This is a genomic window from Halomonas sp. AOP13-D3-9 (genome assembly GCF_052379125.1).
Lineage (GTDB): Bacteria > Pseudomonadota > Gammaproteobacteria > Pseudomonadales > Halomonadaceae > Vreelandella.
In genome coordinates this window covers 135005-155158 of the sequence record NZ_JBQSYH010000016.1, presented here as the reverse complement: position 1 = coordinate 155158, position 20154 = coordinate 135005, and the positions used below count along the sequence as shown (strand labels likewise).

The 20154-nt window shown below is 56.5% G+C and carries 18 protein-coding genes and 1 other RNA gene; 15 read left to right on the top strand and 4 right to left on the bottom strand.

Annotated elements, in window-relative coordinates; genetic code table 11:
* Positions 1-29: 29 nt before the first annotated feature.
* From ACT3UM_RS17975 to ACT3UM_RS17960, 4 genes are all read right to left on the bottom strand, one after another.
* Complete coding sequence (locus ACT3UM_RS17975; protein WP_498901046.1) at positions 30-602, bottom strand: BON domain-containing protein; 573 nt, start codon at positions 600-602, stop codon at positions 30-32.
* A 92-nt stretch (positions 603-694) separates the two neighbouring features.
* Positions 695-1285: a phosphoheptose isomerase gene (locus ACT3UM_RS17970; RefSeq protein WP_035578410.1), complete on the bottom strand. Its 591-nt coding sequence runs from the start codon at positions 1283-1285 to the stop codon at positions 695-697.
* 102 nt (positions 1286-1387) lie between these two features.
* Complete coding sequence (locus tag ACT3UM_RS17965; RefSeq protein ID WP_498901044.1) at positions 1388-1759, bottom strand: YraN family protein; 372 nt, start codon at positions 1757-1759, stop codon at positions 1388-1390.
* Complete coding sequence (locus ACT3UM_RS17960; RefSeq protein ID WP_498901042.1) at positions 1749-3257, bottom strand: penicillin-binding protein activator; 1509 nt, start codon at positions 3255-3257, stop codon at positions 1749-1751. The genes ACT3UM_RS17965 and ACT3UM_RS17960 overlap by 11 nt, the downstream gene beginning before the upstream one ends.
* Before the next feature lie 114 nt (positions 3258-3371).
* On the opposite strand from ACT3UM_RS17960, the gene rsmI reads away from it, so the two are divergent.
* The 15 genes from rsmI to ftsA all read left to right on the top strand — a co-directional run bounded on the left by rsmI (position 3372) and on the right by ftsA (position 20140).
* Entirely contained in the window at positions 3372-4229 is an 858-nt protein-coding gene (gene rsmI, locus ACT3UM_RS17955; RefSeq protein WP_498901040.1) for a 16S rRNA (cytidine(1402)-2'-O)-methyltransferase, read from the top strand.
* A gap of 32 nt (positions 4230-4261) precedes the next feature.
* Positions 4262-4632: RNase P RNA component class A (gene rnpB / locus ACT3UM_RS17950), an RNA gene on the top strand.
* Positions 4633-4700: 68 nt separating this feature from the next.
* The gene (gene rsmH, locus ACT3UM_RS17945; protein WP_498901038.1) at positions 4701-5657 is read left to right on the top strand and encodes a 16S rRNA (cytosine(1402)-N(4))-methyltransferase RsmH; all 957 of its coding nucleotides are present in this window, start codon (positions 4701-4703) and stop codon (positions 5655-5657) included.
* An 8-nt stretch (positions 5658-5665) separates the two neighbouring features.
* Positions 5666-6001, top strand: a complete 336-nt coding sequence (gene ftsL, locus ACT3UM_RS17940) for a cell division protein FtsL (protein WP_498901036.1) — start codon at positions 5666-5668, stop codon at positions 5999-6001.
* Entirely contained in the window at positions 5998-7704 is a 1707-nt protein-coding gene (locus ACT3UM_RS17935) for a peptidoglycan D,D-transpeptidase FtsI family protein (RefSeq protein WP_498901034.1), read from the top strand. The genes ftsL and ACT3UM_RS17935 overlap by 4 nt, the downstream gene beginning before the upstream one ends.
* A gap of 17 nt (positions 7705-7721) precedes the next feature.
* Entirely contained in the window at positions 7722-9215 is a 1494-nt protein-coding gene (locus tag ACT3UM_RS17930) for a UDP-N-acetylmuramoyl-L-alanyl-D-glutamate--2,6-diaminopimelate ligase (RefSeq protein ID WP_498901032.1), read from the top strand.
* Entirely contained in the window at positions 9215-10567 is a 1353-nt protein-coding gene (locus ACT3UM_RS17925) for a UDP-N-acetylmuramoyl-tripeptide--D-alanyl-D-alanine ligase (protein ID WP_498901030.1), read from the top strand. The genes ACT3UM_RS17930 and ACT3UM_RS17925 overlap by 1 nt, the downstream gene beginning before the upstream one ends.
* A gap of 14 nt (positions 10568-10581) precedes the next feature.
* On the top strand, positions 10582-11664 hold the full coding sequence (gene mraY, locus ACT3UM_RS17920) for a phospho-N-acetylmuramoyl-pentapeptide-transferase (protein WP_498901028.1): 1083 nt from the start codon (positions 10582-10584) through the stop codon (positions 11662-11664).
* 33 nt (positions 11665-11697) lie between these two features.
* On the top strand, positions 11698-13086 hold the full coding sequence (gene murD, locus ACT3UM_RS17915) for a UDP-N-acetylmuramoyl-L-alanine--D-glutamate ligase (RefSeq protein ID WP_498901026.1): 1389 nt from the start codon (positions 11698-11700) through the stop codon (positions 13084-13086).
* Entirely contained in the window at positions 13083-14264 is a 1182-nt protein-coding gene (gene ftsW / locus ACT3UM_RS17910; RefSeq protein ID WP_498901024.1) for a putative lipid II flippase FtsW, read from the top strand. Before murD ends, ftsW begins: the two co-directional genes overlap by 4 nt.
* Positions 14265-14297: 33 nt before the next feature.
* Positions 14298-15395: an undecaprenyldiphospho-muramoylpentapeptide beta-N-acetylglucosaminyltransferase gene (gene murG / locus ACT3UM_RS17905; protein ID WP_498901022.1), complete on the top strand. Its 1098-nt coding sequence runs from the start codon at positions 14298-14300 to the stop codon at positions 15393-15395.
* A 17-nt stretch (positions 15396-15412) separates the two neighbouring features.
* Positions 15413-16858 carry a UDP-N-acetylmuramate--L-alanine ligase gene (gene murC, locus ACT3UM_RS17900; RefSeq protein ID WP_498901061.1) on the top strand — a complete coding sequence of 482 codons (1446 nt, stop codon included), beginning with the start codon at positions 15413-15415 and terminating at the stop codon, positions 16856-16858.
* Entirely contained in the window at positions 16855-17796 is a 942-nt protein-coding gene (locus tag ACT3UM_RS17895) for a D-alanine--D-alanine ligase (protein WP_498901020.1), read from the top strand. The genes murC and ACT3UM_RS17895 overlap by 4 nt, the downstream gene beginning before the upstream one ends.
* 39 nt (positions 17797-17835) lie before the next feature.
* A complete protein-coding gene (locus ACT3UM_RS17890) occupies positions 17836-18549 on the top strand; it encodes a cell division protein FtsQ/DivIB (RefSeq protein ID WP_498901018.1) in 714 nt (237 codons plus the stop codon).
* A 301-nt stretch (positions 18550-18850) separates the two neighbouring features.
* Positions 18851-20140: a cell division protein FtsA gene (ftsA, locus tag ACT3UM_RS17885; RefSeq protein WP_498901016.1), complete on the top strand. Its 1290-nt coding sequence runs from the start codon at positions 18851-18853 to the stop codon at positions 20138-20140.
* The last annotated feature ends 14 nt before the right edge of the window (positions 20141-20154 follow it).

The window sequence follows — 20154 nt, the reverse complement described above, 5'->3', positions numbered from 1 at the left end:
GTGGCGAATAGATTGCCTTGGCGCGATGCTTAGTCGAGGTAATCAAATACCTTTACGATCCGCTGTACGCCGCCAACCGAGGAGGCTGCGTTGACAATGCGGTCAGCCTCTTCGCGGGTGACGCGGCCCATCAGATAAACGCTGGCATTCTCAGTGGTGACTTTGATTTTTGAAGAGTCGATGCGGTCATTGGTGGCTAGTTGACTAACCACATTGGTGGTTAACCAGGTGTCGGCTAGGCGCTGGCTTGCGGGTAGGTTGGCGGCGATGGTTAGCTCGTTATGCACCCGGCTAACGCCGCGTAACTGGCTAGTGACACCTTCCGCCATGTCGCGAAGCTCTTCGCTGGGCACTTGCCCCACCAGTAGTACAACCCCGTTGTAGCTATGGGCACGAATGCGGGCATCGGCTAGACGTGCATCAGCGCGTTCCAGGGCGCGACCGGCTTCACGTTCGATGGTGGTATCGACGGCTTCAACATCGTCACTACGCTGGGCATAGTTGGACTGGTTGGAGGCTGAGTTATTGGCGCAGCCAGTGATGAAGAGTGCTGCGCAAAGCACAGCGACCAGTAAGCCGCGGGGGGAGAGGCGTTGGGTCATCGGTATGACTCCTTAGTGCTGGCAGTTAGAGCATGGGTTTTAAAAACGTTCAGTTAAACAATATCCTGCGTGACAACGTGCTAATAAAGTGATTAGGCGCTGCCAAACAGCTGTTCATCGATAAGATCGCATAAACAGTGAATCACCAGTAGGTGAACCTCCTGAATGCGCGCCGTCGATGTTGCCGGGACGCGAATCTCGCAGTCATCCTGGCCTAGTAGCGATGCCATATCGCCACCGTCGCGGCCGGTAAGCGCAACCACGGTCATGTCGCGATCATGAGCGGCTTGAATGGCCTGCACAATATTGCCTGAATTACCGCTGGTGGAGATAGCCAACAATACATCACCTGGCTGCCCTAAGGCGCGAATTTGCTTTGAAAACACCTCATTATAGCTATAGTCGTTGGCAATTGAGGTAAGCGTAGAGGTGTCAGTCGTCAGGGCCAGTGCGGGTAGGCTGGGGCGTTCACGTTCAAAACGGTTGAGCAGTTCTGAGGAGAAGTGCTGGCTGTCCCCGGCGCTGCCGCCATTGCCGCAAGTGAGAATTTTTCCTTCGCTGACAAGGCACTGCACCATCATTTGACTGGCCACTTCAATAAACGGCGGAAGTACTTCGCTGGCGTAGGTCTTGGTGTCGATGCTGGCGTTGAAGTGATCGAGTATCCGAGATTGAAAGTCCATCAGGGGCTTCCTGGTAAAATGAGAGTGTTAATGAGTATTTTTAAAGGCAGCTTTTAAAGATGGTTATTACAAACAGTTTTTAAAAATAGCTTTTAAAAACCGTCAAAAGGCATCAAAGGCAGCTTTCACCCAGTCAAACTCAAGGTTGGGTGGTTTGCCCGTTATTGCCAGAATATCAAAGCGGCAAGGCGATGAAAGCCCGCCGCGGGCGATATAAAGCTGTGCCGCACGCACCAGCCGCTGCTGTTTTTGGTAAGTGACGGTTTCCAGTGGATGCCCGTAGCGCGTCGTCGTACGGTGTTTGACCTCAATAAAGACAAGAATATCGCCATCTCGCATTACCAAGTCAAGCTCACCCCCTTTCACGTAATGATTCTGCGTGATCAGGGTGAGCCCTTGCTGGCGCAGCCATTGAGCGGCAATTTGCTCAATGGCTGCGCCGCGGGCGCGGGCGGTGTGGGCGTTAGTCGTCACTGTCGGCCAGGTTTGGGATTAAAATGGGCGAAGGCACACCGTTCTGGAATTTGGCCCAGGGCAGCTCGCGGTAGATGCGCCCGTCGCCATTCAGGTAGAGAGTGCCGGTGCTACCATTAAGGCCATTAAGCTCGTCCAGATCGGAAAAGCGGATGGCCAGTTCGTAAGCATCTACGCCCATGGCCATTAGGCGGAACATAGAAGCATCGGACTCGTCGCGCAGGCTCTGATAGCTAGATGCAAAGGGCAGGGCCTCTTCGCCGCCCACAGCGGCATCGGGGATCTGCCAGGGGATATCCACAAACATGACATCGTTTAGGTCTTGGTCAAGGCGTGTCTGCAAGCGTCCTTCATGCAAGTGTGAGGTGGCATAGATAGGTAGGTCGGGGGCGTAGTAGTAATCCATGTTCGGCGGCACCTGTCGCGCATACTCAGGCAAGGCAAGCAGGAACAGGGCGTCAATATTGCTGAGCCTCGCGCGATCGCCACTGACATTAAGAGCGGTTTGTACGGCATTGGAGACCGAGCTCTCGGGGTTGTAGCGTACGGCGTTAGCAATTTCACCGCCCTGGCTGTGCCACTCATTCCAGAAAGCTTCGCCTACGCGACGGCCCCAGGCGTTATCCGGTACCATCATCGACATTTGGCGATGACCATCCTGCCAGGCGCGGCGAGCGACTTGACGCGCTTCGTCTTCAGCCGAAAGACCGTACTGGAACAGGCGCTGGGCTTGGTTGCTTTCGCCGCTGCCATAGTTAAGTGCCAGTGTCGGGAGCGGTACGCTATCGCGCTGTTCTAGCTGGGTGACTTGATCTTTATCTAACGGTCCAATCATTAGCTGTGCATTCATCTGCTGGGCGCGGTCATAAAGCTCATCCATTGAGTAGCGCGAAGCGTCCAGAAAGCTCAGCTCGACACTGTCGCCTTTAACATCATGGTGCTGACGCATGGCGGTGGCGATCGTATTGGCAACGCTACTCAGCGGACCTGATTCGGGCAATGCAACCACGATGCGACGTATTTCCTGGCCCTCGAGTTCGGGTAGCGCAACGCTAACGGCACCGCTGGGCTGATCAAGTGCCTCACGGGCCCAGCGCTGGCGCTCTGCAAGCCTCTCTTGCTGATTGGCCTGCATCGGTAGTTCGTCGTCAAGCACTTGTGTAGCACGCAGTACGGCGCGCGGTTCATTCAGGGCGCGGGCGAGTTCGGAAAATAGTAGTGCCCAGCGAACACGGTCCGGTTCTGATAGCAGGCTTTCATCTATCCCGTCGGCGGTTTTAAAGGCTCTGTCGCGCTCACCTTGGCGGGCCAGAATATTGGCCGCTTCTAAGCGTGTCTTGGCGGCCTGTTCGGGTGCTTGCTGTTCCGCTTGGCTGAGTAGCTGGCCGGGATCTCCATCGGGTGCACGATCTACCACGCTAGGCGATTGCATCGCACAGCCAGCAACCAGAAATGCCATGAGGGCAGCGGCGAGTAAGCCACGTAATGACTGTTTCATGTATCCTTCCTTAGGTTTCCATTTGCGCTGTCGCTGCTTGTCAGCGATTGACCAAGCCACTGCACAAGCATAGCGCACCAGCAGGGCAAGCCATCAACGAATTGAGAGTCAACAATGACAGACGATAATCCGGGCACATTGTACGTGGTTGCCACGCCAATTGGGAATTTGGATGACTTAACCGCGCGTGCCGCTCGGGTGTTAGGACAAGTTTCGCGTATTGCGGCTGAAGATACCCGCCACAGTGGGCGCCTGTTGGCGCACTTGGGGCTGAATAAGCCCATGCTTTCTTTGCACGAGCACAACGAAGCGCGCCGGGTGGATACCCTGGATAGTTACCTTGCAGCAGGTGAGGATATTGCCCTGATCAGCGATGCCGGAACACCGTTAATTAGCGACCCAGGTTTTGTGTTGGTGCGAGAGTTACGGGCACGCAATCGCCATATTGTGCCCATTCCAGGGCCCTGCGCGCTGATTACTGCGCTTTCAGGCGCGGGCTTGCCGACAGACCGCTTTGTGTTTGCGGGTTTTCTGCCCGCCAAGCCAGGCTCGCGTCGCCAAGCGTTAGACGGTTGGAAAACCCGCGAAGAGACGCTGGTGTTTTATGAATCTCCTCACCGTATCGTACACACTCTGGAGGCGCTGCAGGAGCAGATGGCGGATCGTGATGTGGTCTTGGCGCGTGAGCTAACCAAAACCTTCGAAACATTTCTGCACGGTACCCCAGCGTCGCTATTGACGCAGTTGAGCGCTGATCCTAATCAGGCCCGCGGCGAATTTGTAGTCATCGTCGCCGGCGCTCCGCCGGTCGAGCAGAGTGAGCATCAGGATATATCGGCAGATGCCTTGCTGGAGGCGCTGTTGGCAGAGGGGGTTGGCGTGAAACAGGGCGCTGCAATTGCGGCGCGAATGCTTGGTGGTCGTAAGCAAGTCTGGTACGCGCGTTTGCAAGCAATTAAAGGTGAGCATTGAGGCTAGCCGAGGGCGCTGGTATGCTTGCCGCCGGAGTTGGCCAGACAGTCGCCGCTAATACCCCTCAAAAGGTGTTGGGGGAGGAAAGTCCGGGCTCCATAGGGCAGAGTGCCAGGTAACGCCTGGGCGGCGTGAGCCGACGGAAAGTGCAGCAGAGAGTAGACCGCCTAAGCCCCTGAAATAAACCTCTGGGGCCGGTAAGGGTGAAAGGGTGCGGTAAGAGCGCACCGCGCGCCTGGCAACAGTGCGTGGCATGGTAAACCCCACTCGGAGCAAGACCAAATAGGGATCCAATGGCGTGGCCCGCGCTGGATCCGGGTAGGTTGCTTGAGCGCTGTGGTAACGCAGCGCCTAGAGGAATGGCTGTCCACGACAGAACCCGGCTTATCGGCCGACTCCCCCATATTACGTACCAGAGCGTGCACCCACGCTCTTTATTACGCTGTCACTATCATCTTGTGTGAGAAAAACATGCCTTCTCCTGACGCTGAACAGGTTGCTCCTCGCTTTCGCCATACCAGCGTGTTACTGGAGGGTGCTGTCGATACCTTGGTTCATGATGCGCAGGGCATCTATTTGGACGGTACTTTCGGGAGAGGCGGTCACTCACGAGTTATTCTTGATCGTCTGGATGCCCAGGGCCAGCTACTGGCTATGGATCGCGACCCCCAGGCGATTGACGCGGCCACTGACATAGACGATCCGCGCTTTCAGATTACCCAGCGCGAATTTGCTCAGCTAGCCGAGTTTGCCCGCGAACAGGGCGTATTCGGCAAGCTTTCTGGGGTGCTGCTTGATGTCGGCGTTTCGTCTCCCCAGCTTGATGACCCCGAGCGCGGCTTCAGCTTTATGCGCGATGGCCCGCTGGATATGCGTATGGATCCTACCCAGGGGCAAAGCGTGGCTGATTTTCTGGCCCGTGCCAGCGAAGCAGATATTGCCTACGTGTTTAAAACCTATGGCGAAGAGCGCTATGCCAAGCGCCTGGCCCGCGCCGTTGTGACTCGTCGGGTCGAGAAGCCGTTTACTCATACGGTGGATTTGGCGGAAGTGTTGAAAGTTGCCCACCCCGCCTGGGAGAAGGGACGCCACCCGGCAACCAAGGCGTTTCAGGGCCTGCGTATTTTCGTCAACGGTGAGTTGGAACAGTTAGACAGTGCTTTAGACGCGGCGCTTGAGGCGTTGGCGCCGGGTGGTCACTTAGTGGTTATCAGTTTTCATTCCCTAGAAGATCGCCGCGTGAAGCGCTTTATTCGCCACCACGTGCGCGGCGATACCGACCTGCCGCGTGGGGTGCCTATTCGCGACGATCAGTTGAATCGGCGGCTTGAGGCGCTAGGCAAAGGCGTGCGTCCCAGCGAGGAGGAAGTGGATGCAAACCCTCGCGCACGCAGTGCCGTCATGCGGGCTGCACGCAAACGGATGTAAATGTCATCATGAGCATGGATCGGATTGAGCAGTGGGCAACCACGCTACGCACCGAATGGCCTTTCAGGCTGCGCCTACGCACCTGGCCGGTAGTTATTACGCTGCTGTTTCTACTCTGCATGGCCTCCGGGCTAGGCGTGGTCGTCACCACTCATATGACGCGGGTTCAATTTGCTCAGCTGCAACAGCTGGAGCAGGAAGAGAACCAGCTGCAAACGGAGTGGGGGCAGTTACTGCTTGAGGAGGGCGCATGGTCGACGCCTGCGCGCATTGAAAAAATTGCCGCTGAACGTTTGGGCATGCGAATCCCCGATGTCCATGATGTTGAGGTGATTCGGCCATGAGGAGCGAACGTCGAGGTGGTACCTCGCGCCAGACGCCGATTGCCCCTCCTCTTGGCGGCGGACGGTTCGTGTTTATGCTGTTCGCGATTGGCTTGGCATCTATTATTTTGATTGGCCGCATTACCTTGCTTCAGGTCATCGACCGACCCTTTCTGCAAAGTCAGGGTGACGCACGTACCCTCCGTCACGAAACGATACCCGCCCACCGCGGCATGATTACTGACCGTAATGGCGAGCCGTTGGCCATTTCCACGCCAGTGGTGACCCTTTGGGCTAACCCACAAGAATTACCCGATGATGCTATTCAGCGCGTTATGTTAGCCCAGGCGCTGGGTATGACATTGAGCGACTTTGAGTCTCGGGTGGCACGCTTTAGTGAGCATGAGTTCATGTATTTGCGTCGTCAGATGACCCCCGCAGCGGCCCAGCAGATACTTAACCTGCGCACGCCCGGCGTATACCCGCAACGTGAATATAAACGCTACTATCCAGCCGGTGAGGTCGCCGCCCAGTTGCTGGGAGTGGCCAATGTGGATGATGTCGGCCAAGAGGGGCTAGAGCTCGCCTATCAGCCTTACCTGGCGGGCCACCCAGGTCAACGGCGGGTGATTAAAGATCGCCGTGGACGGCTGGTGCGCGAGCTGGGCGTGATTAACGAAGCCCAGCCGGGGGGCGAACTGACCCTCTCCATTGATCAGCGTATTCAATATATGGCCTACCGAGAGCTGCGCGCCGCGGTGGCTGAGAATGAGGCGGATGGCGGCGTGCTGGTAATGATGGATGCCCGCACAGGGGAGGTGTTGGCGATGGCTAACTTACCCTCCTATAACCCTAATAATCGGGCGGGGCTTGATCCACGCGGGTTACGTAACCAGGCGCTGGTGGATGTGTTCGAGCCAGGCTCGGTGATGAAGCCGCTGGCCATGGCCGCCGTGTTGGAGAGTGGCGTGGTGGATCGTAACGCTGTCGTAGACACCTCGCCCGGCTGGATGCGGCTAGATCAGTTTACCATCCGCGATTTTCGTAATTATGGCGAGCTGGATTTGGCTGGCATTCTGGAGCACTCTTCGAATGTGGGTATGTCTCGTCTGGCGCTGCGGCTAAGCGATACGGCGATTTGGGAAAAGTATAATCAGCTAGGATTGGGCCAGGCGCCCGGAACCGGCTTTCCAGGCGAGTCTACGGGTAGCCTACCGGCGCCGGTTCGCTGGTCACGCAGTGAAAGGGCGACCCTTGCCTATGGTTACGGCTTATCTGTGTCAGCGGTACAACTGGCCAGTGCTTATACGGCATTAGCCAATGATGGTGTGCGTTTGCCACCCTCGCTACTGCGTCTTTCCGAGCCGCCTCAAGGTATCCCAGCGATAGACCCCGCGGTTGCCAATGATCTGTTGCAGATACTGGAGACCTCAGTGGCGGCCTATACCGGCGGGAGGCGGGCCCGTGTCGAGGGCTATCGCGTCGGGGGTAAAACGGGCACGGTGCGTAAAATAGGCCAGCAGGGCTACACCACCGATGCTTATCGCAGCGTTTTTGCTGGGATTGCGCCTATCTCGGATCCGCGTATTGTCACTGTGGTAATGATTGATCATCCCAAGGCAGGCGAGTTCTACGGCGGCGCTGTCGCCGCACCGGTCTTTTCCAGTGTGACAGGGAATGCTTTACGCTTGTTAGACGTTCCGCCGGATCACGAGGCGGAGTAGCTTTTAAAGGAGATTGCATGACGCTGAGTCCAGGCGATGTATTAACGGCGCTTGCGAAAGTGTGGCCCAATTCACCCCTGCCCGCTGATCTGCCTAAGTTGCCGGATCAGGTGCGCATTGAGATGAACTCGCGCAAGCTCGCCAAAGGAGATATTTTCGTCGCCGTGCCGGGGAGTCAGCGTGATGGCCGCGACTTTATCGAGCAAGCGCTCGAGGCAGGTGCTGCGCTTGTTTTAGCGCAGGGGGCGCACAGTGATGTTCAGCTTGATGGGCGGGTGCTGACATTGCCGCATCTGTCGTCTCGCTTGGGAGAGCTAGGGCGCGCGCTGTTTAAGGTGCCCGGTGAGCTGGAGGTCATTGCCGTAACGGGGACGAATGGTAAAAGCTCGGTGACGCATTACATCGCTGCCCTTAGCGAGGCATTGGGTACACCTGCTGGTCTCGTTGGCACCTTGGGTGTGGGCCGCCCCGGCGAGTTGAACGACAGCGGCCTAACCACGCCTGGGCCCCTGGCGCTGCAGGCGACGTTGGGAGAGCTGGCGCAGCAGGGGGTCACCCGTGTTGCTTTAGAGGCCTCTTCCCATGCCCTGGATCAGTACCGTTTGGACGCGGTCAACGTCAGCGTGGGGGTGTTTACCAATCTGACTCGTGACCACTTGGATTACCACGGCAGCATGGCCGCCTACGCCGCTTCAAAGGCCAAGCTGTTTAGACGCTCTGAGCTTAGCTTGGCGGTGGTCAACGGTGATGATCCCTTGGCACGTTTAATGCTGGCCGGCTGCAGCAACCGCGTACGCGTGCTGGCCACCGGGCAAGACGAAGCCGTGACGCTGCGGGTGCTCGATTGGCAGGCGTTTGAGCAGGGGCAGCAGGCGATGATTGCGACCCCAGACGGCGAGAAAATGCTGCGCTTAAAGTTAATCGGGCGGTTTAATTTAGATAACGTGTTACTGGCAATGGCCGTGTTGTACGGATTAGGCGAACCCCTTGATGCGCTGTTTGATGCAGCGATGGCGCTGACGCCGGTGCCGGGGCGCATGGAGCTGTATGGCGATGTTGGCGCCCCCAGCGTAGTGGTTGATTACGCCCACACGCCGGATGCCCTGAAAAGTGCCCTGCAGGCGCTACGCGCTCACCTGGGTGATGCGGGTCAATTATGGTGCGTTTTTGGCTGCGGCGGTGAACGCGATACAGGTAAGCGCGCCGAAATGGCCAGGGTCGCCGAGCCGCTGGCGGATCGCATCGTGATCACCGATGATAACCCGCGCCACGAGCCCGCCGCGCAAGTCCGTGAGCAGATTTTGGCGGGCTTCTCGGCTAGCGCGGGTCCCATTGAAATAGGTGATCGCCGCGAAGCCTTGGCTGTGGCCATTAGACAAGCTGGCGCCCAGGATGTGGTGCTGATCGCTGGCAAAGGGCATGAGGCGTATCAGGAGGTCGAAGGTGTGCGCCACCCTTACACCGATAGCGAAGAGATTCAGCGTGCCTTTGCGCTGCGGAGAGCCCAATAATGCACTGGGATCTTGGTCAAGTAGCCGCGGCGCTCGGCATTGAAGCACCGTCAGAAAGCGCCCGGTTAACTATCTCAGCTGTGATTACCGATAGCCGTAAAATTGAGGCGGGTTGTCTGTTTGTTGCCTTAAAAGGTGGCAATTTTGACGGCCATGATTTTGTTGAGCGTGCTCACGCGCTGGGCGCGGTGGCGGCGTTGGTTGACACACCTGTTGCCAGTGACCTACCCCAACTGGTGTGTCCCGATACGCGCTTAGCCCTAGGGCTACTGGCCGGCGCCCACCGACGTGAATGGCAAGGTCCCCTAGTCGCAGTCACCGGCAACAGTGGTAAAACCACCGTGAAGGAGATGTGCGCTGCACTGTTGATGCCTTTAGGTGAGGTGCTAGCCACCGAGGGGAATCTGAACAACGATTTCGGCGCGCCGCTGACCTTGTTGCGATTGCGTCAGCAACATAAAGCCGCTGTGATAGAGCTGGGCGCTAATCATTTGGGTGAGATCGCCTGGACAGCGCCGCTGGCACACCCCGATATTGCGATTATTACCAATGTGACCGGTGCCCATGTGGGTGAGTTTGGCGGCATGGGGCAGATCGCCCAGGCGAAAAGTGAATTGCTGGCTGGGCTGAATGAGCAGGGTATTGCCATATTGAATCGCGATGATCACTACTACACTTTCTGGGCCTCTCGTGCGGCCCCAAGGCGAGTCGTCAGTTTTGGCTTTCACCCCCAGGCCGAGGTGAGTGCCTCAGCGCTTTCCTGTGATCCTCAAGGGCGGTATGCTTTCACGCTACTGCAGCATGGTCAGGTGCTGGGCCAAGTGCGTTTGCCGCTACTCGGCAAGCATAATGTCAGTAATGCCTTGGCCGCCGCTGCGGCAGCATTAGCGCTGGGTGTGTCGGCAGCGCAGATCATTGCGCGCCTGGAAACACTGCCAGCGCTAGCGGGTAGGCTAACCGTGGTGCCCGGCTTGCGGAATGCCAAATTGCTGGATGACACTTACAATGCCAACCCAGGGGCGGTCAAAGCAGCCCTGGATACCCTGGCAAGTTTCCCAGCCCCGCGCTGGTGTGCGTTAGGGGCGATGGGCGAGCTGGGGGGCGAGTCGGCAGCGCTGCACGCGGAAATTGGCCGCTACGCCGCTGAGCTAGAGATTGATCAGTTGTTAACGCTGGGTGATGCCGCAGGTCCCGCCAGCGAGGCCTTTGGTCGTGGGCTGCATTTTAACGATCACGAGGCGCTAACGCGTCATGTCACTAATACTTTGCCGCCGGACACCACTTTACTGGTGAAAGGGTCGCGCAGTGCGGGCATGGAACATGTCATCAATGCACTGCGTTCGGATAAATAAGGTAAACGCCGTTCATGTTACTTCACTTGGCGAATTTTCTGTCGCAGTACCAATCTGATTTTCAGGTAGTCAATTATTTAACCCTGCGTGTGATTTTAGGCGCTCTCACATCGTTAATGCTCTGCTTGTGGCTGGGGCCATGGATGATCCGACGTCTGGTCGAAGGCCAGATCGGCCAATCCGTGCGTGACGATGGTCCTCAATCGCACCTTTCCAAGGCGGGGACTCCGACCATGGGGGGGGCGATGATCCTGTTGGCTATCGCCATTAGTACCTTGCTATGGGGTGATCTCACCAATCTGTATATTTGGGTGGTGCTAGGTGTCACGCTGGGCTTTGGTGCCATTGGCTGGGTCGATGATTACCGCAAAGTGGTAGAGAAGAACCCCCGTGGCTTGCCCGCGCGCTGGAAGTATTTTTGGCAGTCAGTCGTCGGCCTGGGGGCGGCAGTGCTGCTTTATTTGAGCGCCTCAACGCCGGTCGAAACCAGTTTGTTAGTGCCGATGTTTAAAGAGGTTGCGCTGCCGTTGGGCGTTTTCTATATCGTGCTTAGCTACTTTGTGATTGTGGGCAGTTCCAATGCGGTTAATTTGACCGATGGTCTTGATGGCTTGGCGATTATGCCCACTGTACTGGTCGCCATGGGCTTGTCAGTATTTGCTTATGCGAGTGGTAATACCCTGTTTGCTGAGTATCTGCATATTCCGTTTATTGCCGGTACCGGCGAATTGGCAGTGTTCTGCGCCACAATTGCCGGTGCAGGTCTTGGGTTTTTATGGTTTAACACTTATCCCGCCCAGGTCTTTATGGGTGATGTGGGCGCCTTGGCGTTGGGTGCTGCCTTGGGCGTGGTGGCAGTGATTGTGCGTCAGGAGATCGTGCTGTTTATCATGGGCGGTATCTTTGTCATGGAAACGGTATCAGTCATTCTTCAGGTCGGCTCCTATAAACTCACCGGGCGACGCATCTTCCGCATGGCGCCCTTGCATCACCACTATGAATTAAAAGGCTGGCCTGAGCCGCGAGTCATCGTGCGCTTTTGGATTATTACAGTGGTGCTGGTGCTGCTTGGCCTCGCAACTCTCAAAATTCGTTAATGCATGTGGGCACGAGGCGAGAAGGAGCCTGTGATGGTTCAAGTTGCTAAGGGTTTAACGCTGGTGGTAGGGCTGGGGATATCGGGTCGTGCCATTTGCCGTCATCTAAGCCGCTTAAAGGTGCCTTATATGGTGGCGGATACGCGTGCCGAGCCACCGGGGTTAGATGACTTTAAATCCTCTCATCCGGGTGTTGAAGTTCACTGTGGCCCGTTAACGTCGCTGGATCTGCGTGATGTTGAAGAGGTGGTGGTTAGCCCTGGGCTTGATCCACGCATGCCGGGCTTAAAAGAGCTGGCGGATCAGCTTAATCCGCGCACCGGCGAGCCGAGGGTAGTGGGCGAAATTGCCCTCTTTGTACGTGCTGCTAACGCCCCCATCGCCGCTATCACCGGCTCTAATGCCAAATCCACGGTCACCACGCTACTGGGAGAAATGGCCGCTGCAGCCGGTGTCAATGCGGCGGTGGGCGGTAATCTGGGTACACCTGCTCTGGATCTATTGGCCAGCCATCCGGGTGCGGCGCTGTATATTCTTGAACTCTCAAGCTTTCAGCTTGAGACGACTCCCTCCCTGGGAGCGAGGTGTGCAGCCTTCCTGAATTTATCCGAAGATCACTTGGATCGTCATGGCGATATGCACGGCTATCGCGCCGCCAAACAGCGTATTTTTATCGGTGCAGAGAGTGCCGTGGTGAATGCCGATGAGCCCCTGACATGGCCTGAGCAGTCAGTGGCCCAAGTGGCTTATTTTACCCATAACGTTCCCAAGGAGGGCGAGTGGGGGCTGGCGCACCACCACGATAAGTTGACGTTAATGCAGGGTAAAACGCCTTGGCTGGCCATTGATGAGTTAAACATGGCCGGTCAGCACCACTATCTGAATGCCTTGGCGGCACTGGCCATAGGTCAGGCGTTGGGCTTCGCACCTGAACCCATGTGCAGTGCGCTGCGCGCATTTAAAGGTTTAGAACACCGCAGTGAAGTCATTGCGCAAATCAATGGTGTTACCTGGGTCAATGACACTAAAGGTACCAATGTGGGCGCCACCTTAGCGGCCATTAATGGCATTGGCGCTACGCTGGGAGGGCGGTTGATTTTATTGGCGGGAGGGGTCGGCAAGGGCGCCGATTTTTCTCCCTTGGCCGAGCCTCTTTCAGAATTTGCACGGCACGTGCTGCTCTTCGGTTTAGATGCCCCACGGCTAGCCGAAGCATTGATTGAACACGTTAGTATTCAGCAGGTAGAGAATTTAACCCAGGCGATGCAGATAGCCTTTGAGCTTGCCCAACCTGGTGACTGCGTGCTGCTCTCGCCTGCCTGCGCAAGCCTGGATCAGTTTGCCAACTACCAGCAGCGCGGCGATGTATTCCGCCGCTGGGTGCAGCAACGGGCACTGCTTTCCACGGGGGAAGCGCAATGAGCCGACTGCAACGTCTTCGCTCGACGCTTTCCACTCGCGACTTACCCTGCGATGTCTGGCTCATCGTGGCAGCGGTTGCCTTGGCGGGCTTGGGTTGGGTCATGGTCAGTTCAGCGTCGATTGGTTTGCTGGAAGATACCTATCACTACTCACGTCAGCACGGTATGTTCCTGATCCTCGCCATTATGGCCTGCGTATTTATGCTCTGCGTGCCTCTAGAAGTTTGGCGCCAAAACGCAGCGCTGATCCTGCTTGCCACTATTTTCCTTTTGATCCTGGTGTTGATTATTGGCCAAGAGATCAATGGCAGTAAACGCTGGATAGCGTTGCCGGGACCCTTGCCGAGTTTGCAGGTGTCTGAATTTGCTAAAGTCGGCCTGATTTTCTATATGGCGGCATTTATGTCGCGTTTTACCTACGATTTACGTCGCCGAGCGTTTAGCATGTGGCGCCCGCTAGCCGTGCTGGCGGTGCCTGTTGGGCTGCTTTTTCTAGCGCCCGATTTCGGCGGCATGGTGGTGTTTACCGTTTGCGTGATTGGCATGCTGATGATGAGCGGTGCATCGCTGGTGCTGTTGGGGGGTAGCGGGCTGCTGCTTGGCTCCGGTGCGGTCATGATGGTGGTGATTGAGCCCTACCGACTGGCCCGCTGGACCAGTTTTCTGGATCCTTGGGCCGATCAGTTTGCCACCGGCTATCAGTTAACCCAGGCGTTAATTGCCTTTGGTCGAGGGCATGTCACGGGCACTGGCTTGGGTAACAGCGTGCAAAAATTGCACTATCTGCCCGAAGCGCATACTGACTTTATCTTCGCCGTGATCGCTGAAGAGCTGGGCATGATCGGTGCGATTATCGTCGTGCTGCTGTTCACTCTGTTTATTGCCCGCGCCATGTGGGTGGGCCGTAAAGCGGAGCTAGCCGGGCACCTTTTTGGTGCTTACGTCAGTTACGGCATCGGGTTTGTGGTGGCCGCCCAGGCGTTTATTAACATGGCGGTGAGTTCGGGGCTACTGCCGACCAAGGGGCTAACGCTGCCGCTGATGAGCTATGGCGGCTCTAGCCTCCTCGTGACGGGTATTATGGTCGGTCTGCTGTTGCGCACAGATGCCGAAACACGCCATCGGCCCCGGCGCGCCTCCACCCCGTATAAATCGCGCCATGAACCGCGTTTATCGTAACGCTATGCCGCTGGGTGTTATCAGGAGTTTGATGTGACGACGAACGTAAGGCGACGAGTACTGATTATGGCCGGTGGCACCGGCGGCCACGTGTTCCCGGCGCTGTCGCTTGCCAAGGCTTTGCAGGCACAGCAGGTCGATGTTGAGTGGTTGGGCAGCCCGCGGGGAATTGAAAACCGTCTGGTTCCCGAGGCGGGGATTAGGTTGCATACCATTGCAGTGAGTGGGCTGCGCGGAAACGGTTTAACGGGCTGGCTAAAAGCGCCGCTGAACCTTAGTCGTGCGATCTTACAGGCACGTGCCGTTATTGATGGCTTCAAGCCCCATGTAGTGGTCGGTTTGGGCGGCTTTGCCAGTGGCCCCGGCGGTTTGGCGGCATGGTTGACGCGGGTTCCGCTTGTTATCCATGAGCAAAACGCCGTGGCAGGCTTGACCAACCGCGTCTTGTCGCGACTGGCTAAACGAACCTTTGCTGCTTTTCCTGAGGCCTTTGGCGCGCGTGCCGATGTTATTGGCAACCCAGTGCGTGACGACATTGCCGCCTTGGGGAGCACGCCGAGGGACGAGAAAACACTCTCTTCTCGGCCTCTACGTTTGCTGGTGGTGGGCGGTTCGCTCGGCGCTGTAGCGCTTAACAAGCGCTTGGCCCCCGCACTGGCTGCACTGCCTATTGAGCAGCGCCCCCAGGTGCGTCATCAGGCGGGTAAGGATCGTGAAGCGGCCACTGCTGAAAATTATCAGCAGCACGGCGTGAGCGCTGAGGTTAGCCCTTTTATTGAGGATATGGCCGATGCCTACGAGTGGGCCGACTTAGTGGTGTGCCGCGCCGGTGCGCTGACAGTGGCTGAATTGGCGGCTGCGGCTAAGCCCGCGCTGCTGGTGCCGTTCCCCTTTGCTGTCGATGACCATCAGCGCATCAACGCCCAGGTACTCGTCAAGGCGGGGGCAGCTCAGTGCGTTGTTCAGTCTGAGCTGACCGTTGAGCGGTTAAGTGAATATTTACATCAATTGCTCGTCCCAACCACCCTGGCTGCAATGGCGTCTAAAGCACGCCAGGCCGCCCATCTAGATGCGACGAAGCGCTTGGTTGAAGGGTGTTTGGCGATGATGCCGGTAGGAGACTTTGCGTGATCGATTCAGACCAAACCATGACACCTTCACGAACTGCTGCGGGCCCCGGCATGCGTCGGATACGCCGACTCCATTTTGTTGGCATTGGTGGCGCGGGCATGTGTGGTATTGCGGAGGTGCTGGCGAACCAGGGCTACACCGTGAGCGGCAGTGATGCCAAAAACTCTTCGGTCTTGGAGCGACTGCGTCAATGCGGTGTCAGTGTGGCGATCGGTCATGCAGAGGCCAATGTGGAAGGCGCCGATGTAGTGGTTGTCTCCAGCGCCATTGATGAAACCAATCCGGAAATACGCTGGGCTCACGAGCACCGCGTGCCGGTGGTGCGTCGCGCTGAAATGCTCGCGGAGCTGATGCGCTTTCGCCACGGCATCGCCGTGGCGGGCACCCATGGTAAAACCACCACGACCAGTTTAACGGCGACACTGCTGGCCGAAGGTGGGCTAGATCCCACCTTTGTGATTGGCGGCAAGCTGACCAGTGCCGGTGCCAATGCCCGCCTAGGTGAAGGCGACTATTTGGTTGCCGAAGCCGATGAGTCCGACGCATCGTTTTTGCACTTGCAGCCGATGGTCTCGATTGTCACCAATATCGATGCAGACCATATGGCCACCTACGGTGGCGACTTCGAGCGACTGAAGAGTACCTTTATCGAATTTCTGCACAACTTGCCGTTCTATGGATTGGCGGTGCTGTGTATCGATGACCCTCATGTGCGTGTGCTTTGCGAACAGGTAAAGCGGCAGTTTGTGACCTATGGATTTGATAGCGATGCCGATTACCGCATTATGGATTTTGCCCAGCGTGGTGGTGAAGTATCGTTTACAGCGCTACGCCCTGGTGGCGCCGCGCCGTTAGACGTACGTTTGGCCATGCCAGGGCGCCATAATGCCTTAAACGCCATGGCGGCGATCGTGGTGGCTACTGATGCAGGCGTGAGCGATAAGGCTATTTTGAGCGGCTTGGCAGGCTTTGCTGGGGTGGGGCGTCGCTTTCAGGTTCACGGCCACTTTCCCGCGCCTAAGGGTGGCGGTGACGTCATGCTGGTGGACGACTATGGACACCACCCCCGTGAAGTTGACATGGTCATTCAAGCGATTCGCGCAGGCTGGCCTGAACGTCGGCTGGTCATGCTCTATCAGCCCCATCGCTACAGCCGTACCCGGGATTTGTACGAAGATTTTGTGCGCGTGCTTTCCCAAGTCGATACGCTGGTGCTGCTTGATGTTTATAGTGCTGGTGAAGCGGTTATTCCTGGCGCTGAGGGGCGCACCTTGGCGGGTTCAATCCGCCAGCGCGGTGAAGTCGATCCGCTGTTTGTCGAGAATAAACATGAATTGCCTGCGCTGTTAACCAACGTGTTACGCCCAGGCGATATTTTAATTACCCAGGGCGCCGGTGATGTGGGGGGGATCTCCCTGCGTCTGGCACAGGCACGGCTAGCGATGAACGAGGTGGATCTGTGAGCGTCGACGTAGCAACTTCCCACTCTGTTGGAAAAGTCGTGGTTGTTTATGGCGGCACCTCCGCGGAACGCGAGGTCTCGCTGAAAAGCGGTGCGGCGGTACTTGAAGCGCTGCAGCGTAAAGGTGTCGATGCCTGTGGCTATGATCCCCAAGACGGTGGCCTGGCCGGCTTAGAGCAACTGGCGCCATCGGTGGTCTTTGTTGCTTTGCACGGCCGCGGCGGTGAGGATGGCACGCTGCAGGGGGCATTGGAACTGTTGAATATTCCTTATACCGGCAGTGGGGTGCTGGCCTCGGCGCTGGGGATGGATAAGCAGCGCACCAAACAGCTGTGGAGCGCAGTTGGCCTGCCCACTCCTGAGAGCATTATGCTGGATCAAACGGCGGATTGGTCAGCGGTCGTCGCGCAGCTCGGCTTACCGCTGATCGTGAAGCCGGTGCACGAAGGTTCGACGCTGGGCATTAGCATCGTAAAAAGTCAGGCAGCGCTTGAGGCGGCCTACCGCGAGGCAGCCCAGTTCGACGCCCGTGTGATGGCCGAGCGCTTTGTAGTGGGCGACGAGTATACGGTCGCGCTGCTAGGTGACCAGGTGTTGCCCGCCATCCGTGTTGAAGTGCCCGGCGGCTTCTACGACTACGAAGCCAAATATATCGCTAATACCACCCAGTACCACTTGCCTTGCGGCTTATCTGCCGAGGATGAAGCAGCACTGGCTGAGCTGTGCCAGCAGGCGTTTACAGCCATAGGCGGGGTAGGCTGGGGCCGGGTTGATGTCATGCGCGATAGCGAAGGGCGTTTTTGGTTATTGGAAGTCAATACGGTGCCAGGCATGACCGATCATAGTTTAGTGCCTCAAGCAGCGGCGCATGCGGGTATTGGCTTTGATGATCTAGTGCTGCACATACTCAACACCGCAGGCGAGCCGTTCACCGCATGAGCAATAACTTATTTAAAAGCGCCTTATTAAAAGTGCCTTATGAAAAGGCGTAATGCTTGGTTGGGAGTTATCCTGCTGGCGCTGCTGATGGGGGCAGGCGGGCGTGCGCTTTGGCTGTGGCTAGATCGCCCTATTGAACGGGTGTCTATTCGTGGCGAATGGGAGTATGTCAGCGCCGATTACCTGCGCACTCAGCTGGCGCCACTGGTGGTCGATGCCACTTGGCTGTCGGCAGATCTGGGAGAGCTGCGCGACCGAGCTCTGCAAGTGGGCTGGTTAAACGAAGTGCGTATCTCCCGTGAATGGCCTAACGCCCTGGTGTTTGAACTCATTGAGCAGCAGCCTGTCGCGCGCTGGAATGATGATTTCTTGCTTAACCCTGAGGGCGAGCCTTTTGCCTTTGCCCCTTTAACGCCACCGTCAGGCATGCCTGATCTGGCAGGTCCTGCTGGTAGCAGCGAAGAAGTGTTGAACTATTACCATCGGCTAAAATCCCACTTCGAACAGTTATCGCTAGAACTCACCCAGCTTCGTTTAGAGCCTCGCGGTGCTTGGCGGCTGCAATTAAACGATGGCGCTTGGGTGATGTTGGGGCGGCGACAGCATGAAGTACGCTTAGCACGATTATCGGCTTCTTGGCAGCGAGAGTTAAATTCACTTAGTGATCAAATTCGCTATATTGATCTGCGCTACCCTAACGGTGTTGCCGTTGCTTGGCATGGAGAAAGTGAATTTGCGGTGCAAGCTGAGTAACTTTTCTATTACTTGATGCAAATAAGGTGTAAAAGTGAGTAGTTGCCATCGTTGAAAAAGCCAATAATCGGCTTTAAATTGCTCTTCAAGCCTATTATTGTGGTTTTGTACTAGTCGTATTGTGACTATTGTTTCTATACTATGGGCCAGACGCGAGTTAAATAGTTTTTAATTTCGACTATCGACAATTAGCGAGTGTCTGAGAAACAGCACTGATTATTTTGGGTAGTACGCCTTCAATGTTAAGCGTCACCCTATTTATATTTATTTTTAACAATGGCGCAAGGAGATTTCCCGACTCATGGCAGGCTCACCCAACGCATCCAATATGGTGGTCGGGCTGGACATTGGAACGTCCAAGGTCGTCGCGATAGTCGGTCAACCTACCGATGATGGCGGAATTGAAATTGCTGGTATTGGTTCGCACCCTTCGCGTGGTATGAAACGTGGCGTGGTGATCAATATTGAATCAACGGTTCAGTCTATCCAGCGGGCGGTTGAAGAAGCAGAGTTAATGGCCGGGTGTGATATCCACTCGGTATATGTCGGCGTCGCCGGTAGCCATATTAGTTCAATGAATTCGGATGGCGTTGTGGCCATTAAAGAGCGTGAAGTAACGCCCTCCGATATTGAACGCGTGATTGACTCTGCAAGGGCGCGCGCCATTTCAGAAGGCCAGCGTGTGCTGCATGTGCTGCCCCAGGAGTTCTCGATTGATGCTCAAGGCGGTATCCGTGAACCGCTAGGTATGTCTGGAGTGCGCTTGGAAGCGCAGGTGCACTTAGTGACGGCCGCATTAAACGCGGTGCAAAATATCGAAAAGTGTGTGCGCCGCTGCGGTTTAGAAGTTGATGCTATTATCTTAGAGCAGCTCGCCTCAAGCATGGCAGTGCTTACTGATGATGAGCGTGAACTAGGCGTTTGTATGGTAGATATCGGTGGTGGGACGACCGATATGGCTATTTTCAGCGAAGGCGCCATACGCCACACGGCGGTTATTCCTATCGCGGGTGACCAAGTCACTAACGATATTGCCATGGCGCTGCGCACACCAACGCAGCACGCTGAAGAGATCAAAGTTAAATACGCTTGCGCATTAACGCATTTAGCCGCAAGCGATGAAATGATTAAAGTACCTAGCGTAGGCGATCGTCCTGCGCGTGATCTATCGCGTCAAGCGCTCGCTGAAGTGGTAGAACCACGCTATGAAGAGCTGTTTACGCTAATTAGAGACGAATTGCGCCGTAGTGGCTATGAAGACATGGTGGCTGCTGGGATAGTGCTTACTGGTGGTACCTCTCGCATGGAGGGGGTTAGCGAATTGGCGGAAGAGATTTTCCATATGCCTGTTCGTATCGCAAGTCCGCAAAATGTAAGAGGTTTGGCGGATGTCGTTCATAACCCCATCTATGCGACGGGCGTCGGTCTGCTGCATTATGCCTTGCAGGAAACGCGTCATGGGCAAGGTCTAAGAAGCCACGGGGGAGTGGTTGCCGCTCATAAGGGCCGCAACGAACTTGCCCGGCGTGATATCAAGGAAGACCATTCGGCGCTGGCAAGAATTAAAGGCTGGTTCAAAGGAAATTTCTGACAGGGCCGCAAGCG